5 protein-coding genes are annotated in these 19,712 nt (G+C 42.3%); all 5 read right to left on the bottom strand.

Annotated features, from left to right (window positions below; translation table 11 throughout):
- Positions 1–83 precede the first annotated feature (83 nt).
- Positions 84–5,036, bottom strand: a complete 4,953-nt coding sequence (locus PARA125_RS06060) for a HEAT repeat domain-containing protein (protein WP_213157822.1) — start codon at positions 5,034–5,036, stop codon at positions 84–86.
- Between the two features lie 142 nt (positions 5,037–5,178).
- Positions 5,179–10,902, bottom strand: a complete 5,724-nt coding sequence (locus PARA125_RS06065) for a HEAT repeat domain-containing protein (protein ID WP_213157823.1) — start codon at positions 10,900–10,902, stop codon at positions 5,179–5,181.
- A 143-nt stretch (positions 10,903–11,045) separates the two neighbouring features.
- A complete protein-coding gene (locus PARA125_RS06070; protein ID WP_213157824.1) occupies positions 11,046–16,100 on the bottom strand; it encodes a HEAT repeat domain-containing protein in 5,055 nt (1,684 codons plus the stop codon).
- Positions 16,101–16,250: 150 nt separating this feature from the next.
- A complete protein-coding gene (gene dnaG, locus PARA125_RS06075) occupies positions 16,251–18,041 on the bottom strand; it encodes a DNA primase (RefSeq protein ID WP_213157825.1) in 1,791 nt (596 codons plus the stop codon).
- Between the two features lie 295 nt (positions 18,042–18,336).
- Positions 18,337–19,605, bottom strand: coding sequence for an MFS transporter (locus PARA125_RS06080; protein ID WP_213157826.1), 1,269 nt, complete (start codon positions 19,603–19,605; stop codon positions 18,337–18,339).
- Positions 19,606–19,712 lie beyond the last annotated feature (107 nt).

Genomic DNA, 19,712 nt, shown 5'->3' on the forward strand with positions numbered 1-19,712 from the left:
TAGCAGCGATTGGTCAATATTACCCCATTGCGCCTCGCAGGTTGCAGCAAATAGATTTGTTATCGTGCTCGATCGATGAATTCTTATGAATCCTCAGCTCGGCCAATGCTATCTAATCGTTTCCTCCATGCACCAATTTCTGAAGGTAGTTTTTCCCTTATTTCCTTGTAGTTAAGTTCCAAAGCATGTGTAGATAAATAAGCTGTTCTTTTGTCAGAAATGTAGAATTTCTGGTCTTTCACTGAAAAGCTATCTTCATTAAAGAAACAGGCTTCAGCGATTAAAGAAAATGTTTTTAGGCTTAACTTTAATAAAGCATTTTTATTGATTCCTTGTAAAACGCCAGCAGCAGACAGCTTGACAGCAGAATCACCTTTCTTAAGGACTTGGATAAGAGCACTTAATGCCTCCTCAGGAAGCTGGCTTCCCTGTTTTTCCACTGCGCCTAGAACCTCGGCTGCATACTCTTTAACTGCAGAATCGTCCTCTTTGAAGACTTGGACAAGAGCATCTACTACTTCCTCAGGAAGCTGACTTTTCTGTTGTACCAATGCCCGTAGGACTTTGACAGCAGAAAGTTTACTCTCAGAATCACCTTCCTTAAGAACTTGGATAAGAGCGCCTAGCGCCTCCTCAGGAAGCTGGCTTTTCTGTTGTACCAATGCCCTTAGGGCTTCGACAGCAGAATGTTTGGCATCGGAACCACCCTGCTTGAGGACTTGGATAAGAGCACCTAGCACTTCCTCAGGAAGCTGACTTTTCTGTTGTACCAATACCCTTAGGACTTTGACAGCAGAAAGTCTACTCTCAGAATCGCCTTCCTTAAGGACTTGGATAAGAGCACCTAGCGCCTCCTCAGGAAGCTGGCTTTTCTGTTGTACCAACACCCTTAGGACTTTGACAGCAGAAAGTTTACTCTCAGAATCACCTTCCTTAAGGACTTGAATAAGAGCACCTAGCACCTCCTCAGGAAGCTGGCTTTTCTGTTGTACCGACACCTTTAAGACTTTGGCAGCAGAATGTTTGGCATCGGAATCGCCCTGCTTGAGGATTTGGATAAGGCAGCCTAATACCTCCTCAGGAAGCTGGCTTCCCCGTTGTATCAGAACCCTTAGAACTTCGGCAGCAAAGCGTTTGGCAGCAGAATCGTCCTCCTTGAAGACTTGGATAAGAGCACCTAATGCTTCCTCATGAAGCTGGCTTCCCTGGTGTACCCATTCTACTAAAACTCCGGTTGCATATGCTTTGGCAGCAAAATCGCCCTCCTTGAAGACTTGAATAAGAGCACCTAATGCCTCCTCAGGAAGCTTACCTGCTTGCCATGCTAGGGCCTTTAAAATGTCGACAGCAGAACATTTGACAGCAGAATCGCCCTCCTTGATGGCTTGGATAAGAACAACTAATGCTTTCTCTGAAGGCCTGCCTCTTTGCCATGCTAGGGCTTTTAGGCCCTCTTCAACTGAATGCTTGGCATCAAAGTAAACCTCCTTGAGGATTTGGTTAAAAGCATCTAACACTTCCTCAGAAAACTTATTTCCTTGTTGTATCAATGCTCCTAAGACCCTGGCAGCAGAACGCTTGGCAGCAAGATCCCCCTCCTTGAGGGCTTGGATAAGGACATCTAATACCTTCTCAGGGAACTTACTCCCCCGCTGGGCCAAAGCTACTAAAATGTCGGCAGCGAAACGCTTGGCATTGAAATCGCCCTCCTTGATGATCTGAATAAGAGCACCTAATGCCTCTTCAGAAAGCTTGCTTTTCTGCTGTGCCAGGGTTTCTAGAACACCAGCAGCAGAACGTTTGGCTGCAGAATCGCCCTCCTTGAGGACTCGGATAAGAGCACTTAATGCCTCTTCAGAAAGCTTGCCTTCCTGCTGTGCCAGAGTTACTAGAACACCAGCAGCAGAACTTTTGGCTGCAGAATCACTCTCCTGTAGTACTTGGATAAGAGCACCTAATGCCTCCTCAGGAAGCTGGCTTTTCTGTTGTATCAACACTCTTAGGACTTTGACAGCAGAACGTTTGGCTGCAGAATCGCCCTTCTTATAGAGGATTTGGATAAGAGAATTTAATATCTCCTCAGGAAACTTGCACCCCTGTTGTGCCAGGGCTCCTAGACCATCGGCAGCATAATGCTTAGCATCAAAATCCCCCTCCTTGATGGCTTGGATAAAAGCACCTAATACTTCCTCAGGAAGCTTACGCCTCTGTTGGGCCAGAGCTCCTAGAATACCGGCAGCAAAACGTTGGGCATGGCAATCGTCTTCAGTGAGGGCTTGGATAAGAGCGCCTAATGCCTCCTCAGGAAACTTAATTCCTTGTTCTGCCAGGGCTTCTAAAACCTCGGCAGTAGAACGCATGGCAGCAGGATCTCCCTCCTTGAGATCTTGGATAAGAGAATCTATCTCTCCTTTAGGAAGCCCGCCTTCTTGCTCTGCCACCGCTTTTAAGACACTCAAAGCATATAGCGCAGTAGGATGGTTATCGTTGTGCAGTCTCTTAAACATTTCAATAATAAGCCTCACAATGTCTGGAGCTAATCTTTGCTCTGTACTTATGGCTTCTTGTAAGTTTATTAGCATTTTTCTTCTGATTTTTGGGTTGGATAATGCTCCTTTGATAAAAGCCGTTACGCTAGAATGATTGAAGATTTTTTCGTTCTTAAGTAGATATGCAAAGTTTAAATCTAACAAAGAGAGATGCGCCATATAGTCTCTCACAAGCTCAATGAAACCTTCATACTGCTTCACCATAGCAGGATTTTGACACTCATCAAAACACCCTGCAATTAGATTAAGTTCGCTTCTGACAGCTAAGTCTTTTGGTTCAGAAAAAAGGTCATCAAAAAAGGATTGAAGTGCATCAGCATAGCGCCGATTATTTGAAGCAACAAGAGAAAGATACCCAGCAATCATGTGTAAAACTAGACCATAGCGAGGTTCAAACTTATAATTGCATACAAATTCTTGGCATGCTTGCCTTTCTCCTTTAAGATATTGATTGGCAACTTTTGAAGCTGTTAAAAACTCTTGAAAGGTTAAGTGGATGAAATAACCCTTTTCTTCAGCTTCAGTTTCTTCTTCAGGAATGCGCATCAGCCCACAATCTGCAAGCTCATTGGATGAGATTTTATCGCCCCTAAAGTCTTCAATTTCTTGCTTACTTAAATAAAGGGTATCTTTTTTCATAGCGAAATCGGCCATTTCTTCAAAAGTGGTGGCAATTTTGGCTACTTCTGGATTTTGGCGCAGTTTTTTTTCTGACAGAACTTGCTCTTTAGTTTGTTTCGATTTTCCTTGGTCAATTCTTCTTAAGAGAAACCACTTATACATCCAGCTAACTACGCGGGCATAAATAGCGCTCATCGTAATGGGATGATTAGAATTAAAGAATTTTGGGTCTTCATGAAAGAGGCAGCACAGTAAAATTAAGAGCATAGGAATGCGGGCAAGACTTGAAACTTGGGGAGAGCTCTTTAAGAGACGGCGCAGTTTTTCTTTTTTCTCTTCAGCTTTGACTTGGGTGAAAAATTTATCGATATAACGATCGACTCCTTTTTTATCAAAACCTAGAAGCTCTAGATTACAAGAGGACTTAAAAGAACAGCTTCCAGGTCGTGAAGTGATTAAAATATGGGGAAATAGTTCTTTTAGCTCCTTGAAAGCTGTAGCAAGGCTATTGTTACCTTGGGCACCTGCTGAAAGCTCATCATAGCCGTCTAAGACAAGCAAAGTTTTTTCTCGAAAGGCGGGATCTTTTAGGCAAAAGTCGATGACTCTGCGATCGATTTTGCCTTTATATTCTCTCGCAATCAGATCAGCTGGCGTATAGTCTTTATCCTCGGGATATTTCCTTAAAGTTAGATTTCTTAAGGGAATCCAAAAGAGGCAGGCAAAGACGCCTTGCCAAAGCTCTTCTTTTGCCCAGCGATAAGCAATGTAGTGGCATAGGGTACTCTTACCGCTTCCAGCAGAACCTTGGAGGTAAATTTTTTTAGCATTTTCTTTTTCAAGACTTTTGTGTTCAAAAAGCTTTTCAAGTTTGATCTCCAGCTTAGGCTCGAAGATAGTTTCATAAGTTGGGACACGCTCATCTTGAATATAATCAGAATGCTTATTCAAGGCTTGATCGCGGGCTTTTCTTTCTTTATTTTCAATAATCCCTAAACGCACATAGATTTCTTCTAAAGGGACTTTAAATTCCCACTCTTGCTGCGTTTTAATTCTAAAAATAGAAATAGTTTTTTGAGAAAGGTAATAGTTTCGAAGAGAGTTAGCGAGATTGTGTGGATCTAGTTCTGTCTGCGATAAGGGAGGCTCTGTCTTATATTGAATAATAGAGTGTGCATGAGAGTGAACATGCAGTTGAGCGTTCTGCTCTAAATAGATATTTTTAGCACTAGCCTGTGGACTGTTAAGCGCTAGTTTGGTTTGCAAATCGGGTGTCAGGCTGTGTTCACAGCAATCAGGTATACCAAGAGAAGGTTGTTCTGCTAGGTTACCTGCTTCTTTCTTACACTTTTTTACTGATACTAATCCTTGAGCTATTTCTGCCGGATAGCCTGCAGCAACTAAGGCTCGAGAATGCTTTTTGTAAATCCCTCCCTTTGCCCTGGATTCGTTTGTACCCAGCATCAAGCTTTCTGCATGCTCGCCTAGCTCACGGTCTATGTCTATAGCAATCCCTCCCCTGTTAGTTTTAGGAGGTCTGCCACTTTCAGAAAAGTTTGGAGTAGAAAGAGGAGCTGGCTGAGCGTCTACAGGCATGGCGTCTGCATAATTGGGCCCGCCCTTAGCAAAATCATAGATTGCGACAAGAATGTTTCCTATCACAGGTAGTAGCAGTACAACACAGCGAGAAAAGCTTTTTTGCTTTAGATAGGAATAGTAATGACTTTTGGAAATGTTTGCTTTTTGCTTGAATGGAAGCACCGCGCATTTTTGGAATAGGTCAATCAAGTTAGTGACTGTGCTTACTCCAGGGATATAGTCAGACACGCGGTCTGCTTTTGATAAAAAGCTAACATTTATGTCCATAGCAATAGCCTTAATGATTTAAGAAAATATTTTACAACCCTGAACTTTAAATGTCAATGACAAAGAAGGGCTTATGGATAATCGCCCCTGTAATATTAAAGAGAAATGATAGCAATTCCCTTTAGTATTGATCGATGGATTCTTAAGAAAACTCAGTGGAGCTAAGACTATCTAGCCGCTTCCGCCATACACCGAGCTCCGGAGGCAGTTGTTCCCTCATTTCTTCGTAGCTAAGCTCTAATGTAAGCTCGGATAAATAAGTTACTCTTTTATCGGATACTTGAAGTTGCTGGCCTTTCACTGAAAAGTTATAATCAATAAAAAAACAAACTTCAGCGATTAAAGCAAGTGCCTTGCCCCCCATTTTCAATAGTGCATCTTTATCAACTTTTTTTAGTGCGGTGACGGCATAAAACCTAGTTAGCCCGACATTTTCTTTGAGAGCTTGGAGGAGAGCGGCTAGTACTTCTCTCGGAAATTCGCCTCTTTGTTTTGCTATTTTTATTAGGGTCTCACCAGCAGAATCTTTAGTCTCACTATTGCCTTCTTTAAGTGCTTGGATTAGAGAGTCTACCAATTCTTTAGAGACCTCCCCTCCTTGTTTTGCCCTTGCTTTCATGACATTAGCAACATAAACTTTAGCCATACTATCGCTTTCTTTGAGAGCTTGGATGAGAAAGGTTAGTGCTTCTTTAGAAAACTCACCTCCTTGCCTTGCTATTGCTTCTAGGGCATCAGCAACAGAACGTTTAGTCTCTCTATCACCTTCTTTAAAAGCTTGGATTAGAGAGTCTAGCAATTCTTTAGAGACCTCTCCTCCTTGTTTTACCCTTGCTTTCATGACATTAGCAGCATAAACTTTAGTCATACTATCGCCTTCTTTGAGGGCTTGGATTAGAGCGGCTAGTGCTTCTTTCGGAAGCTCACCTCTTTGTTTTGCTATTGCTTCTAGGACATCAGCAACAGAACGTTTAGTCTCTCTATCATCTTCTTGAAGAGCTTGGATTAGAGCGGGCAGCATTTCTTTAGAAAACTCACCTCCTTGTCTTGCTATTGCTCCTAGAGCATCAGCAGCAGAATACTTAATCTCTCTATCACCTTCTTGAAGAGCTTGAATTAGAGCGGCCAGCATTTCTTTAGAGACCTCTCCTCCTTGTTTTGCTATTGCTCTTAGGGCATCAGCAGCAGAATACTTAATCTCTCTATCACCTTCTTTAAAAGCTTGGATTAGAGAGTCTAGCAATTCTTTAGAGACCTCTCCTCCTTGTTTTACCCTTGCTTTCATGACATTAGCAGCATAAACTTTAGTCATACTATCGCCTTCTTTGAGGGCTTGGATTAGAGCGGCTAGCACTTCTTTTGGAAGCTCACCTCCTTGTTTTGCTATTGCTTTTAGAGCGCTAGCAGCATGAGTTTTAGTCCGCTCTTTACTTTCTTTGAAGACTTGGATTAGAGCGGCAAGCGCTTCTTTCTGAAGCTCACCTCTTTGTTTTGCTATTGCTTCTAGAACACTAGCAGCAGACTGTTTAGTCTCTCTATCCCCTTCTTGAAGAGCTTGGATTAGAGCGGCAAGCGCTTCTTTCGTAAGCTCACCTCTTTGTTTTGCTATTGCTTCTAAAACACTAGCAGCAGACTGTTTAGTCTCTCTATCACCTTCTTGAAGAGCTTGGATTAGAGCGGCAAGCGCTTCTTTCGGAAGCTCATCTCCTTGCATGGCTATTTTTCCTAGGATACTAGCAGCAGAATATTTAGTTTCTTCATCGCCTTCTTTAAGAGCTTGGGTGAGAGCGCCTAGCATTTCTTTCGGAAGCTCTCCTCCTTGTTTTGCCATTGCTTTTAAAGCTTCAGCAGCAGAAATTTTAGCCCTACTATCGCTTTCTTTGAGAGCTTGGATTAGAGCGGCTAGTGCTTCTTTCGGAAGCTCACCTCCTTTTTTTGCTATTAGTCGCAGGGCATTAGCAGCAAAATACTTAGTCATTCCATCGTTTTCTTTGAGAGCTTGGATGAGGGCGGCAAGCGCTTCTTTCGGAAGCTCATCTCCTTGCATGGCTATTTTTCCTAGGATACTAGCAGCAGACTGTTTAGTCTCCCCATCCCCTTCTTTGAGAGCTTGAGTGAGAGCGTCTAGTGTTTCTTTCGGAAGCTCATCTCCTTGTTTTGCCATTGCTTCTAAGGCTTCAGCAGCAAAATACTTAGTCATTCCATCGCTTTCTTTGAGAGCTTGGATGAGAACGGCTAGCGCTTCTTTCGAAAGCTCGCCTCCTTGTTCTGATATTGCCTTTAGAGCAACAGCAGCAGACTGTTTAGTCTCTTTATCCCATTCTTTGAGAGCTTGGGTGAGAGCGGCTAGCGCTTCTTCCGGAAGCTCACCTCCTTGTTTTGCTATTTTTCCTAGGATACTAGCAGCAGAAATTTTACTCCTGCTATCGCTTTCTTTGAGAGCTTGGATGAGGGCAGCTAGCACTTCTTTCGAAAGTTCGCCTCCTTGTTTTGCCATTGCTTCTAAGGCTTCAGCAGCAAAATACTTAGTCATTCCATCGCTTTCTTTGAGAGCTTGGATGAGAACGGCTAGCGCTTCTTTCGGAAGCTCGCCTCCTTGTTCTGATATTGCCTTTAGAGCAACAGTAGCAGGCTGTTTAGTCTCTTTATCCCCTTCTTTGAGAGCTTGGGTGAGAGCGTCTAGCGCTTCTTTCGGAAGCTCACCTCCTTGTTCTGCTATTTTTCCTAGGATACTAGCAGCAGAAATTTTACTCCTACTATCGCTTTCTTTGAGAGCTTGGATGAGGGCAGCTAGCACTTCTTTCGAAAGCTCACCTCCTTGTTTTGCCATTGTTTCTAAGGCTTCAGCAGCAGAAATTTTAGTCCTACTATAGCTTTCTTTGTGAGCTTGGATGAGGCCGTCTAGCGTTTCTTTCGGAAGCCGGCCCCCTTGTTTTGCTATTGCCTCTAAGGCACTAGCAGCAGAGCCTTTAATCTCTTCATCGCCTTCTTTGAGAGCTTGGGTGAGAGCGTCTAGCGTTTCTTTCGGAAGCTCGCCTCCTTGTTCTGCTATTTTTCCTAGGATACTAGCAACAGAAATTTTAGTCCTACTATCGCTTTCTTTGAGAGCTTGGATGAGAGCAGCTAGCACTTCTTTCGAAAGCTCGCCTCCTTGTTTTGCCATTGTTTCTAAGGCTTCAGCAGCAGAAATTTTAGTCCTACTATCGCCTTCTTTAAGAACTTTTTTGAGAACTGTTAGCGTTTCTTTTGAAAGCTCACCTCCTTGCATTGCTGCTTCTTCTATGACATGGCTAGCAAGCCATTTATAAACCGAATTTTTTTTAGGATCTTTAAGATCCTCAGCAATCGCTCCTACTATTTCCGCAGCTAAGCTAACTCCCGTTCTCACAAGGCGTAGTAAGATTTTTAGCATCTTTTCTCTTGTCTTAGTATCGGATAATAGCTCTCTGATAGTATGCACGATTTCGGGATGATTAAAGAGATTTTTATTCCTGAGCAAACTTTCAAAGCCTAAACCTTGTAAGTAGAGATGCTTAAGATAGCCTTTTACAAGCTTAATAAAGCCATCGTACTGCTTCACCATAGTAGGATCTTGACACTCTTCAAAGCACTCCGCAATCAAAGTAAGTTCGCCACTGACAGCTAAGTCTTGCGGGGCAGCAAAAAGATCGTCAAAAAAAGACTGGAGTGCATCTGCATGGCGGCGATTACTTAAGGCAACTATAGAAAGGCTGCCGGCAATCATGTGTAAAACGAGAGCGTAGCGCGGTTCAAACTTATAACTGCGTATAAATTCTTGGCATGCTTGTCTTTCTCCTTTAAGATATTGATTGGCAACTTTTGAAGCGGTTAAAAACTCTTGGAAGGTTAGGTGGATAAAATACCCTTTTTCTTCAGCTTCATTTTCTGCCCCAGGAATGCGCATTAGCCCGCAATCTGAAAGCTCATTGGATGAAATTTTATCGCCCTTAAAGTCTTCGATTTCTTGCTTGCTTAAATAAAGGGTATCATTTTTCATCGCAAAATTGGCCATTTCTTCAAAAGCAGCCGAAATATTGGCTACTTCTGGATTTTGACGCAGTTTTTTTTCTGCCAGAATTTGCTCTTGAGTTTGGCTAGATTTTCCTTGGTCAATTCTTCTCAAAAGAAACCACTGATACATCCAGTTAACAATCCTTTCATAAATCGCCGTCATCGTGATAGATTGCTCAGTATCAAAAACCTGGGGATCTTCATGAAAAAGGCAACAAAGGAGGGTTAAGTTAATGGGAATCTGTGCCAGGCTTAACACCTGGGGAGAAGTTTTTAATAGGCGGTTAAGCTTTTGTTTTTTTCCTCCGGCTTGAACGTATTTGAAAAACCTGTCGATATAGCCTTCAATCCCTTCTTTATCAAAACCTAAAAGCTCTAGCTCACAAGAGCGTTCAAAAGAACAATTTCCAGGCCTGGAAGTGATCAGAATGTGGGGGAATAACTCTTTTAGCTGCTTAAAAGCTGCAGCTAAACTTGTGTTTGCTTGGGCTTTTGCTGGGAGCTCATCATACCCATCTAAAACAAGCAGGGTTTTTTCTAGAAAGGTAGAATCATGTATGCAAGCTTCGATCACTCTGCGATCAATTTTGCCAGCATATTCTTTTGCTATTAGGTCAGCTGGGGTATATTCTTTATCAGGGGGATATTTTTCTATGGTGAAATTTCTCAACGGAATCCAAAAGAGGTAAGAGAAGACCCCTTGCCAAAGCTCTCCTTTTGCCCAGTGGTAGCTAATATAGTGGCAGAGGGTGCTTTTACCAATGCCAGCTGCGCCTTGAATGAGAACTCTTTTGCGATCTTCCTCTTCAAAGCTTTTATGTTCGAAAAGCTTTTCGATTTCAATCTTTTCTTTAAGCTCAAAAATAGTCTCGTAGGTCGGAATGCGAGTATCTTGTAAATACTCAGAATGCTTATTCAAGGCTTGATCGCGTGTTTTTCTTTCTTCATTTTCAATCATCCCTAAACGCACATAAATTTCTTCTAAAGGAACTTTAAATTCCCACTCTTGCTGCGTTTTAATCCTAAAAATGGAAATAGTTTTTTGAGAAAGGTAATAGTGTCGAAGAGGGCTAACGAGATTTTGGGGATCAAGTTCTGCCTGAGATAAGGGAGGCTCTGCCTTGCATTGAATAATAGAGTGTGCATGAGAGTGAACATGCAGTTGAGCGTTCTGCTCTAAATAGATATTTTTAGCACTAGCACGGGGGGTGTTAAGCGCAAGTTTGGTTTGCAAATCGGGTATCAGGCTGTGCTCACAGCAATCAAGCGTGCCAAGAGAGGGCTGTTCTGCTAGGCTGCTAACTTCTTTCTTAGGTTTTTTTGCTGACACTAATTTTAGGGCTGTTTCTGCCGGATAGCCTGCAGCAACTAAAGCTTGAGAATGCTTTTTGTGAATCCCTCTCTTTGCCTTGGCTTCGTTTGTACCCAGCACGTAGCTTTCTGCATGCTCGCCTGCCTCACAGTTTATGTCTATAGCGATCCCCATCCTGGTAGGTTTAGGAGGCCTAGCACTTTCAAAAGGCTTTAGAGTAGCAAGAGGAACTGGCTGAGCAGCCACAAGCGTGACATCTGCATAATTGGGCTTACCCTTAGCAAAATCATAGATTGCGACAAGAATGTTTCCTATCACAGGGATTAGCAGTACGATACAACGAGAAAAGCTTTTTTGCTGTAAATGCGTATAGTAATGGTTTTTTGAAATATTTGCTTTTTGCTTCCCTGAAAGCACCATACATTTTTGGAATAAATCAATCAAGTTAGTGATTGTACTGATTCCGGGGATGTAGTCAGATACGCGGTTTGTTTTTAATAAAAAGCTAACATTTATGTCCATGGTAATTATCTTAATAATTTAAGAAAACATTTTACAACCAGAAACTTTAAATGTCAATGACAAAGAAGGAGTTATGGATAATCTGCCTTTGTAATAATAAAAAGTGATGATAGCAATCCCTTTTAGTATTGATCGATGGATTCTTATGAAATCTCTGATGAGCTAAGACTATCTAGCCGCTTCCGCCATACGCTAAGCTCCGGGGGCAATTGTTCCCTCATTTCTTTGTAGCTAAGCTCTAGTGTAAGCTCGGATAAATAAGTTACTCTTTTATCGGATACTTGAAGTTGCTGGCCTTTCACTGAAAAGCTATAATCAATAAAAAAACAAACTTCAGCGATTAAAGCAAATGCCTTGCCCCCCATTTTCAATAGTGCATTTTTATTAACTTTTTTTAACGCGGTGACGGCATAAAATTTCGCTAGATTATCGCCTTCCTTGAGAGCTTGAAGGAGAGCGGCTAGCGCTTCTTTGGAAAACTCTCCTCCTTGTCTTGCTATTACCCTTAGGACACCAGCAGCAGGGTACTTAGTCTCTCCATCATCTTCTTTACGGGCTTGGATGAGAGCATCTACAGCTTTTTTAGAAAGCTCTCCTCCTTGTCTTGCTACTACTATTAGGGCATCAGTAGCGGGGTACTTAGTCTCTCCATCATCTTCTTTACAGGCTTGGATGAGAGCATCTACAGCTTTTTTAGAAAGCTCTCCTCCTTGTCTTGCTACTACTTTTAGGATAAGTCTAGCAAAAAATTTAGTCCTTGTATCGCCCTCTTTGAGAGCCTGGATGAGAGTATCTAGCGCTTTTTTAGAAAGCTCTCCTCCTTGTCTTGCTACTGCTACTAGGGCATCAGCAGCAAAATGCTTAGTCTGTTCATCGCCTTCTTTGAGAGCCTGGATGAGAGCGTCTAGAACTTCTTTCGGAAGCTCTTCTCTTTGTTCTGCTATTTCTACTAAAGCAACAGCAGCATAACTTTTAAGCATAAAATCGCCTTCCGTGAGAGTTTGAGAAAGAGCCTCTAGGGCTTCTTTCGAAAGCTCACCTCTTTGTTTTGCTATTTTTCCCAGAATATTAGCTACTACATAGGCCTTATTCGAACTATGCGCTTCCTTAAGTGCTTGGATGAAGGCTGCTAAGGCTTCTTTCGGAAGCTTGCCTCCTTGTTTTATTATTTCTCCTAGAGCAACCACAGCCCAATATTGAGTCTCACTCTCGTCTTCTTTAGGAGCCTTGATGAGCAGGGCGAGAGCGACTAGCAATTCTTTCGAAAGCTCACCTCCTTGATTTGTTTTTTCTCCTAGGACCTCAACAACACAATCTTTAGCCTCGCTGCCGCCTTCTTTGAGAGCCTCGATGAGAGCATCTAGTGCTTCTTTAGAAAACTCTCCTCCTTGTCTTGCTACTGCTACTAGGACAACAGCAGCAGAATATTTAGTTCCTTCATCGCCTTCTTTGAGAGCCTGGATGAAAGTATCTAATGCTTCTTTTGGAAGCTTACCTCCTTGTCTTGCTACTGCTAATAGGGCAACGGCAGCAGGATACTTAGTCTTTATATCGCCTTCTTTGAGAGCCTGGATGAGAGTATCTAATGCTTCTTTTGGAAGCTTACCTCCTTGTTCAGCTATTGCCCTTAGGGCACCAGCAGCAGAAATTTTAACTTTAACAGAATCTACTTGGAGCGCTAGGATGAGAGCCGCTAGACCTTCTTTTGGAAGCTTACCTCCTTGCTCAGCTATTGCCCTTAGGGCACCAGCAGCAAAAATTTTAACATTAATATGATCTACTTGGAGCGCTAGGATGAGAGCCGCTAGCGCCTCTTTCGAAAGTTCGCCTCCTTGTATTGCTATTTCCGTTAGGTCATCAGCAGCAACACGTTTAGCCACTTTATCGCCTTTTTTGAGAGCCTGGATGAGAACGGCTAGCGCCTCTTTCGAAAGTTCGCCTCCTTGTATTGCTATTACCCTTAGAATACCAGCAGCATCACATTTAGTCTCTTCATCGCCTTCTTTGAAAACCTGAATAAGAGCGTCTAATGCTTCTCCCGGAAGCTTGCCTCCTTGTTTTACTATCTCTACTAGGGCATCAGCAACATAGCCTTTATTCTCTCTATCTCCTTCTTTGAGAGCCTGGATGAGAGCGTCTAATGCTTCTCCCGGAAGCTTGCCTCCTTGTTTTACTATCTCTACTAGGGCATCAGCAACATAGCCTTTATTCTCTCTATCTCCTTCTTTGAGAGCCTGGATGAGAGCGTCTAATGCTTCTCCCGGAAGCTTGCCTCCTTGTTTTACTACCGCTACTAGGGCATTAGCAACATAGCCTTTATTCCAACTATCTCCTTCTTTGAGAGCCTGCATGAGAGCGTCTAGCACTTCTTTAGAAAGCTCACTTCTTTGTTTTGCTATTGACCCTAGAGCACGAGCAGCATAATTTTTAGTCCACTCTTCGCTTTCCTGAAGGGCTTGGATGAGAGAGGCAAATGCTTCTTCCGAAAGCTCACCTCTTCGCTTTGCTATTGCTTCTAGGGCCCTAGCAGCAGAATTTTTAACCATCGTGTCTTCATCGAAAGCTTGATAGAGAACAGCTAAAGCTTCTTGCGGAAGCTTGCTTCCTTGCTTTGCTATTTGTTCTAACACAAAGACAGCATACCTTCTAGCATTAGAATATTTTTTAGGATCCTTAAGTTGCTCAACGATCAATCCTACTATTTCTGAAGCTAAGCTTATTCCAGTTTTCGAGATGCTTAGTAAGATTATTAGCATCTTTTCTCTTGTCCTAGGATCGGATAATAGCTCTCCGATAGTAGGTAAGATTTCGGGATGATTAAGAAAATTTCTATTCCTGAGCAATCTTTCAAAGTCTAAATTTAACAAGAAGAGATGCTTAATATAGTCTTTTACGAGCCTAATAAAGCCATCGTACTGCTTTACTACACTAGGATTTTGACACTCTTCAAAGCACTCAGCAATCAAAGTAAGCTCGCCGCTGACAGCAAAGTCTTGCGGTGCAGCAAAAAGGTCGTCAAAAAAATGCTGTAGTACATTCGCATAGCGGCGATTACTTGAGGTAGCCAGAGAAAGACTGCCGGCAATCATACGAAAAAGGAGAGCATAGCGGGGTTCAAATTTGTAATTTTGCACAAATGCTTGGCATGTTTGTCTTTCTCCTTCAAGATATTGATTGGCAACTTTTGAAGCGGTTAAAAATTCTTGGAAGGTTAAGTGGATAAAATACCCTTTTTCTTCCGCTTCGGGGATGCGAAGAAGCCCACAATCAGTAAGCTCATTGGGTAAGGCTTTATTATCTTTAATAAAGCGACCGATTTCTTGCTTACTTAAATAAAGGGTGTCTTTTTCCATAGCAAAATAGGCCATTTCTTCAAAAATGGTGGCAATTTTATCAACTTCTAAATTTTGGCGCAGGTTTTCTTCTGTTAAAATGTGCTCTTGAGTTGGGCTAGATGGACTTTGGCCAATTCTTCGTAAAAGAAACCCCTGATACATTCGGTTAATCATCCGTTCATAAATGGCAGTCATCGTAATGGAATGATTAGATTTAAAGAATTTTGGGTCTTCATGAAAGAGGCAGCACAGTAAAATTAAGAGCATAGGAATGCGGGCAAGACTTAAAACTTGGGGAGAGCTCTTTAAGAGACTACGAAGTTTTTCTTTTTTCTCTTCAGCTTTGACTTGTGTGAAAAATTTATCGATATAACGATCGACTCCTTTTTTATCAAAGCCTAGAAGCTCCAGATCACAAGAGCGCTTAAAAGAACAGCTTCCAGGCCTTGAAGTGATTAAAATATGGGGAAATAGTTCTTTTAGCTCCTTAAAAGCTGTAGCAAGGCTGCTATTACCTTGGACATCTGCTGAAAGCTCATCGTAGCCGTCTAAGACAAGCAAAGTTTTTTCTAGAAAGGCGGGATCTTTTAGGTAAAAGTCGATGACTCTGCGATCGATTTTACCTTTATACTCTCTCGCAATCAAATCAGCTGAAGTATAATCTTTATCCTCGGGGTATTTCCTTAAGGTCAAATTTCTTAAGGGAATCCAAAAGAGGCAGGCAAAGATGTCTTGCCAAAGCTCTCCTTTTGCCCAACGATAGCTAATATAGTGGCATAGGGTACTCTTACCGCTTCCAGCAGAACCTTGAAGGTAAATTTTCTTAGAATTTTCTTTTTGAAGGCTTTCGTGTTCAAAGAGCTTTTCAAGTTCAATCTCCTGCTTAGGCTCGAAGATGGTTTCATAAGTTGGGGCACGTTCATCTTGAATGTAATTAGAATGCTTATCCAAGGCTTGATCGCGTGTTTTTCTTTCTTTATTTTCAATAATCCCTAAACGCACATAAATTTCTTCTAAAGGCACCTTAAGTTCCCACTCTTGTTGCGTTCTAATTCTAAGAATAGAAATATTTTTTTGAGAAAGGTAATAGTTTCGAAGAGAGCTAACGAGATTTTGAGGAACTAGCTCTTCCTGCGATAAGGAAGGCTCTGCCTTGCATTGAATAATAGAGTGTGCATGAGAGTGAACATGCAGTTGAGCGTTCTGTTCTAGATAGATATTTTTAGCGCTAGCCCGGGGGGTGTTAAGCGCAAGTTTGGTTTGATCGGTCGCAATGCTGTTTTCATAGCAATCAGGCATTCCAAGAGAGAGCTGTTCTACTAGGCTGCTAACTTCTTTCTTAGTTTTTTTTGCTGACACTAATTTTAGGGCTGTTTCTGCCGGATAGCCTGCAGCAACTAAAGCTTGAGAATGCTTTTTGTGAATCCCTCCCTTTGCCCTGGCTTCGCTTGTACCCAGTACCGAGCTTTCTGCATGCTCGCCTAGCTCGCGGTTTATGTCTGTAGCAATCCCTCCCATGGTAGGCTTAGGAGAGCTGCCACTTTCAGAAGATTTTGGAGCAGAAAGAGGAACTGGCTGAGAAACTACGAGCGAGACGTCTGCATGCTTCGGCCTGCTCTTAGCAAAATCATAGATGGCGACAAGAATGTTTCCTATCACAGGTAGTAGCAGTACAATACAGCGAGAAAAGTTTTTTTGCTTTAGATAAGTGTAGTAATGACTTTTGGAAATACTTGCTTTTTGCTTGAAAGAAAGCATTACACATTTTTGGAATAAATCAATCAAGTTAGTGATTGTACTGATTGCGGGGATATAGTCAGACACGCGGTCTGCTTTTAATAAAAAGCTGGCATTTATGTCCATGGTAATTGTCTTAATAATTTAAGAAAATATTTTACACGTAGGATAGTTAAATGTCAATGGCAAAGAAGGATTTATGAGGAATGACTCTTGTAACATTAAGCTTTGCCGAAAGGTTTGGAGTCACTTATTCTCCGTGGCTTATGAAGGGCCCTACTTTGTTTTCAATTGAGGAGGATGACGCTTGAGCTCGTCAAACTGCTTAACAAGGTCAAGAGCCTCATCATCGGAAAGCTGACCACTTTGGATCTTCATTTTGATCTCTTCTCGCCTTTTCATCCAATTGCGATCTAGAATACGTTGAACTGTTTCTTTAAAATGTTCTTCAGCTTTCTCTTTATTGATTTTTTTCTCGAGAATTTCCGAGATAAGCGTCTGCCCTTCTTCATTGTCAAGCGCTATAGCCAAGGAAAGCAAATCAGGTGCCTTCTGATTTTGGTGCCCCTCTAAAAAGGTGGTGAAAAGGTGTCCACAAGCCGCGTGAGAGAAATCTTCTACCTTCAAATTTAAGCCCACCATCTCAATCAAATGGGGATGGGTTTCTCCCATTAATAACATCCACCGCAACAAATCGCACTCCAGAATTCGATCGGGATCTACAGATGCCGCCGTGCCAATACTGGCTCCTTTTTTCACAAAAGCATGAGAGGAACGAGGAAGTACGTCCTGAGTCACCACGCTTTCGGGAACCTGCATCAGGTGGGCCAATTGTCGAAGGCTTTCATGAACCATTACCGGATGGTTCCATTGTTGAATTTGAGCAGTAACCGTTTGGACAAGTTCGTTTTTTCCCGCAGGTGAGACACAATTGAACTTTTTAGATAAATGAGAGACAAGAAAAGGCAAATAATCCACACTTTTTTGTAAAAGAGCCTGAAAAGCTTCCGGTCCTCTTTCTCGCAAAAAAACGTCCGGATCCATCTGTGGCGGTAGAGAGACAATTTTAATATCTACCCCTTCCTTTTGAAAGAGGTTGCCAATTTTTGCAGCCGCTTCTTGTCCTGCTCCATCTGGATCTAAAGCTAAGTAGACCGTTTGCACCCCTAACTGCATTAATTCCTTCACATGCCCCTCTCCAAAAGCTGTTCCTTGGCCGGCTACAGTCAGATTAAATCCTGTGTAAATCAAGCGCAGGGCATCGATTTGCCCCTCTACAATAATCGCACGCCGCTCCTTAGCAATCCTTTTGCGACAATAATTTAATCCAAATAATACGCGTGATTTTTTGAATAGAGGGGTTTCAGCCGTATTGACATACTTGCCACCAAAGGTTTCTTCCTTGAATTTTCTTCCTGAAAACCCAATCACTCCACTGGAGGGATGGTGGATAGGAAAAAGAATTCGATCCGAAAAAAATTCTTTCTTTTTACCCTCTTTTGTCTCAATTAAAAGGCCAGCTTCAAGCATCACTTCGTCTGAGATAGAGCGTGCATGCAAAACTTTGCGCAACATTCCAACAAGTGGGGGAGCAAACCCAATCTTAAAATATTGGATAAAACCCAAATCAATGCCTCTTTGGTAAAGATAGTGCAAAGCTTGGTGGCCTTCAGGGGTATGCAACAGAGCAAAATGGTAGAACTCCATAGCAATTGAAAGGGCTTCTCTTAAACGCGCTTTATTGACCGTTTTAGTACCTTCCCCGTGTTCTACCCTGTCAAGGTGCACGTGAAAGCGATTGGCAAGATATTCAACCGCTTCTAGAAAACTCATTTTTAAATGGTTCATCAAAAAGTGAATCGCATCTCCATGAGCACCGCAGCCAAAACAGTGGTAATGGTTATCCCCTTTCTGGACCACAAAAGAAGCTGTTTTCTCATCGTGAAAGGGGCATAAAGCTTTATAAGAAGCCCCTGTTCGTTTTAAATCTAGATGAGCAGATAAAACATCGACCAAATCAATTCTTTGACGTAACGTTTCGAGACTTTCTTTGGTAAAAACTGTCATTTTAATTCCTTTAAAGCTTCTCCCCTTCCCCTTTTAATGCAGACTAAAGAGTTTTGCCTGCAAGTGAGGCATTTATCTCCTAAATTTTTTGACCTCTCTCCTTTGTCAAAATTTAACGCCCCACCGGCTGGAACAAGAAGCTATTTGAAAAACACCTAGAGGTTGCTTTTTAGCCCACCTAAGGAGGAAATATGGTCTTAGGAAGAGGCTGAGGTTAGCCCTTTTTTGCCAGCCACTTATGCTTAGTAAAAAATCGCGCTGCCATTTCGATAAAAGTTAGAAAAAATGGACTAAACTAAGCATTCACAAGTCTTTCGGAAATCTCCCCCATCGCGGCAGCTTTTTTATCCAATTTGCGCTGCACATGTTGGTTCACCCGATAGACCAAGAAAATGCAAAGTAAGCTCACCACTGCGATAATCCAGCCTAAGATATCGTAATGCTCAAGAGGGCTAAAGCTGTTTTTCTGTACCACAATCATGCCTGCAATAGAAGAAGCGACGCCTCCCGCAATTTGCTGGAGAGAGGAAGTGATGCTCATAAAAGCCCCGCAATCCTTCATTTCAGGCACAGCGGTAGTCAAAGCCATTGCAGGAACCATCCGCCCCATAATTCCTAACATTATCAGAATATTGACCAGGATGATGACCCATAAAGGCATGGGCACAAGATGGGCATAGATTAAGATCGCAACCATGGTAAACAGAGAGGCTATAGCAAACAGTTTGAATTTATCCATTTTGTCACTTAGACGTCCCACTAAAGGCATGAAGATTATTCCGCTTATACCAGATACCATGAACAAAAAGGGCAGCTGTTGGGGAGTAACATGCAGGTTGTTAATCGCAAAAGCGCTACTAAAAGGCATGATCATAAAGCCTCCGACTGAAAGTAAAGCAGTCGCCGCAAACCCTAGGCGGTAGTGAGGATGTGTCAAGGTATAGCGCAAATGCGCATAAGCACTTTGGCTATGCTGAACGGCAAGGTGAGCTGTTATAGGTCGCATATTCACCCAAATCAGCAAAGCGATCACCATCGACATCGCCACAATCATCAAAAAGGGGGATTGCCATCCTGAAAGATTTGCTAAATAAAGACTCACAGGGATCCCTAAAACTTGGCTTGCTCCAAATCCCATCTGCGTAAAGCCCATCACTCGCCCTCGTTGTTCAATCACAAATATATCCGAGATAATAGCAAGCGAAATTGAACTCATCACCCCTCCGAATAAGCCTGTGACAATTCGAGCTGTAACCAACATTGCATAGGAATTAGCCAAGCCGCAAAGCAGCGTGCCAAAAATAAAGCCGCTATAAAAAAATAAGAGCATTTTTTTGCGGTCGAACCGGTCGGCAAAACCTGCCGCCAAGAATCCTGAAATTCCGGCGCTGAAAGCATAAGCAGAAACTGCAAATCCAAATTGAGTGGGAGTAATAGAGAGGGATTTCATGAGCATATCCCCTAAAGGAGACATCACCATAAAATCTAAGACCACACTAAATTGAACAAAAGCAATTAAAGCGATGAGTATTTTTTGATAGGTAGAAAAGGGCATGGTTTTCATTAGACACCCCAAGAGTGAAATTTGATAAGAGGCTTGGCGTCTATTGATGGATCAATAGCGTTTTTAAATACCGCTATTTTAAAAGTTTTTTTCTTTCTAGAACAGCA

Origin of the sequence: Parachlamydia sp. AcF125 (assembly GCF_018342475.1) — a bacterium.
In the GTDB taxonomy this organism is placed as follows: domain Bacteria; phylum Chlamydiota; class Chlamydiia; order Chlamydiales; family Parachlamydiaceae; genus Parachlamydia.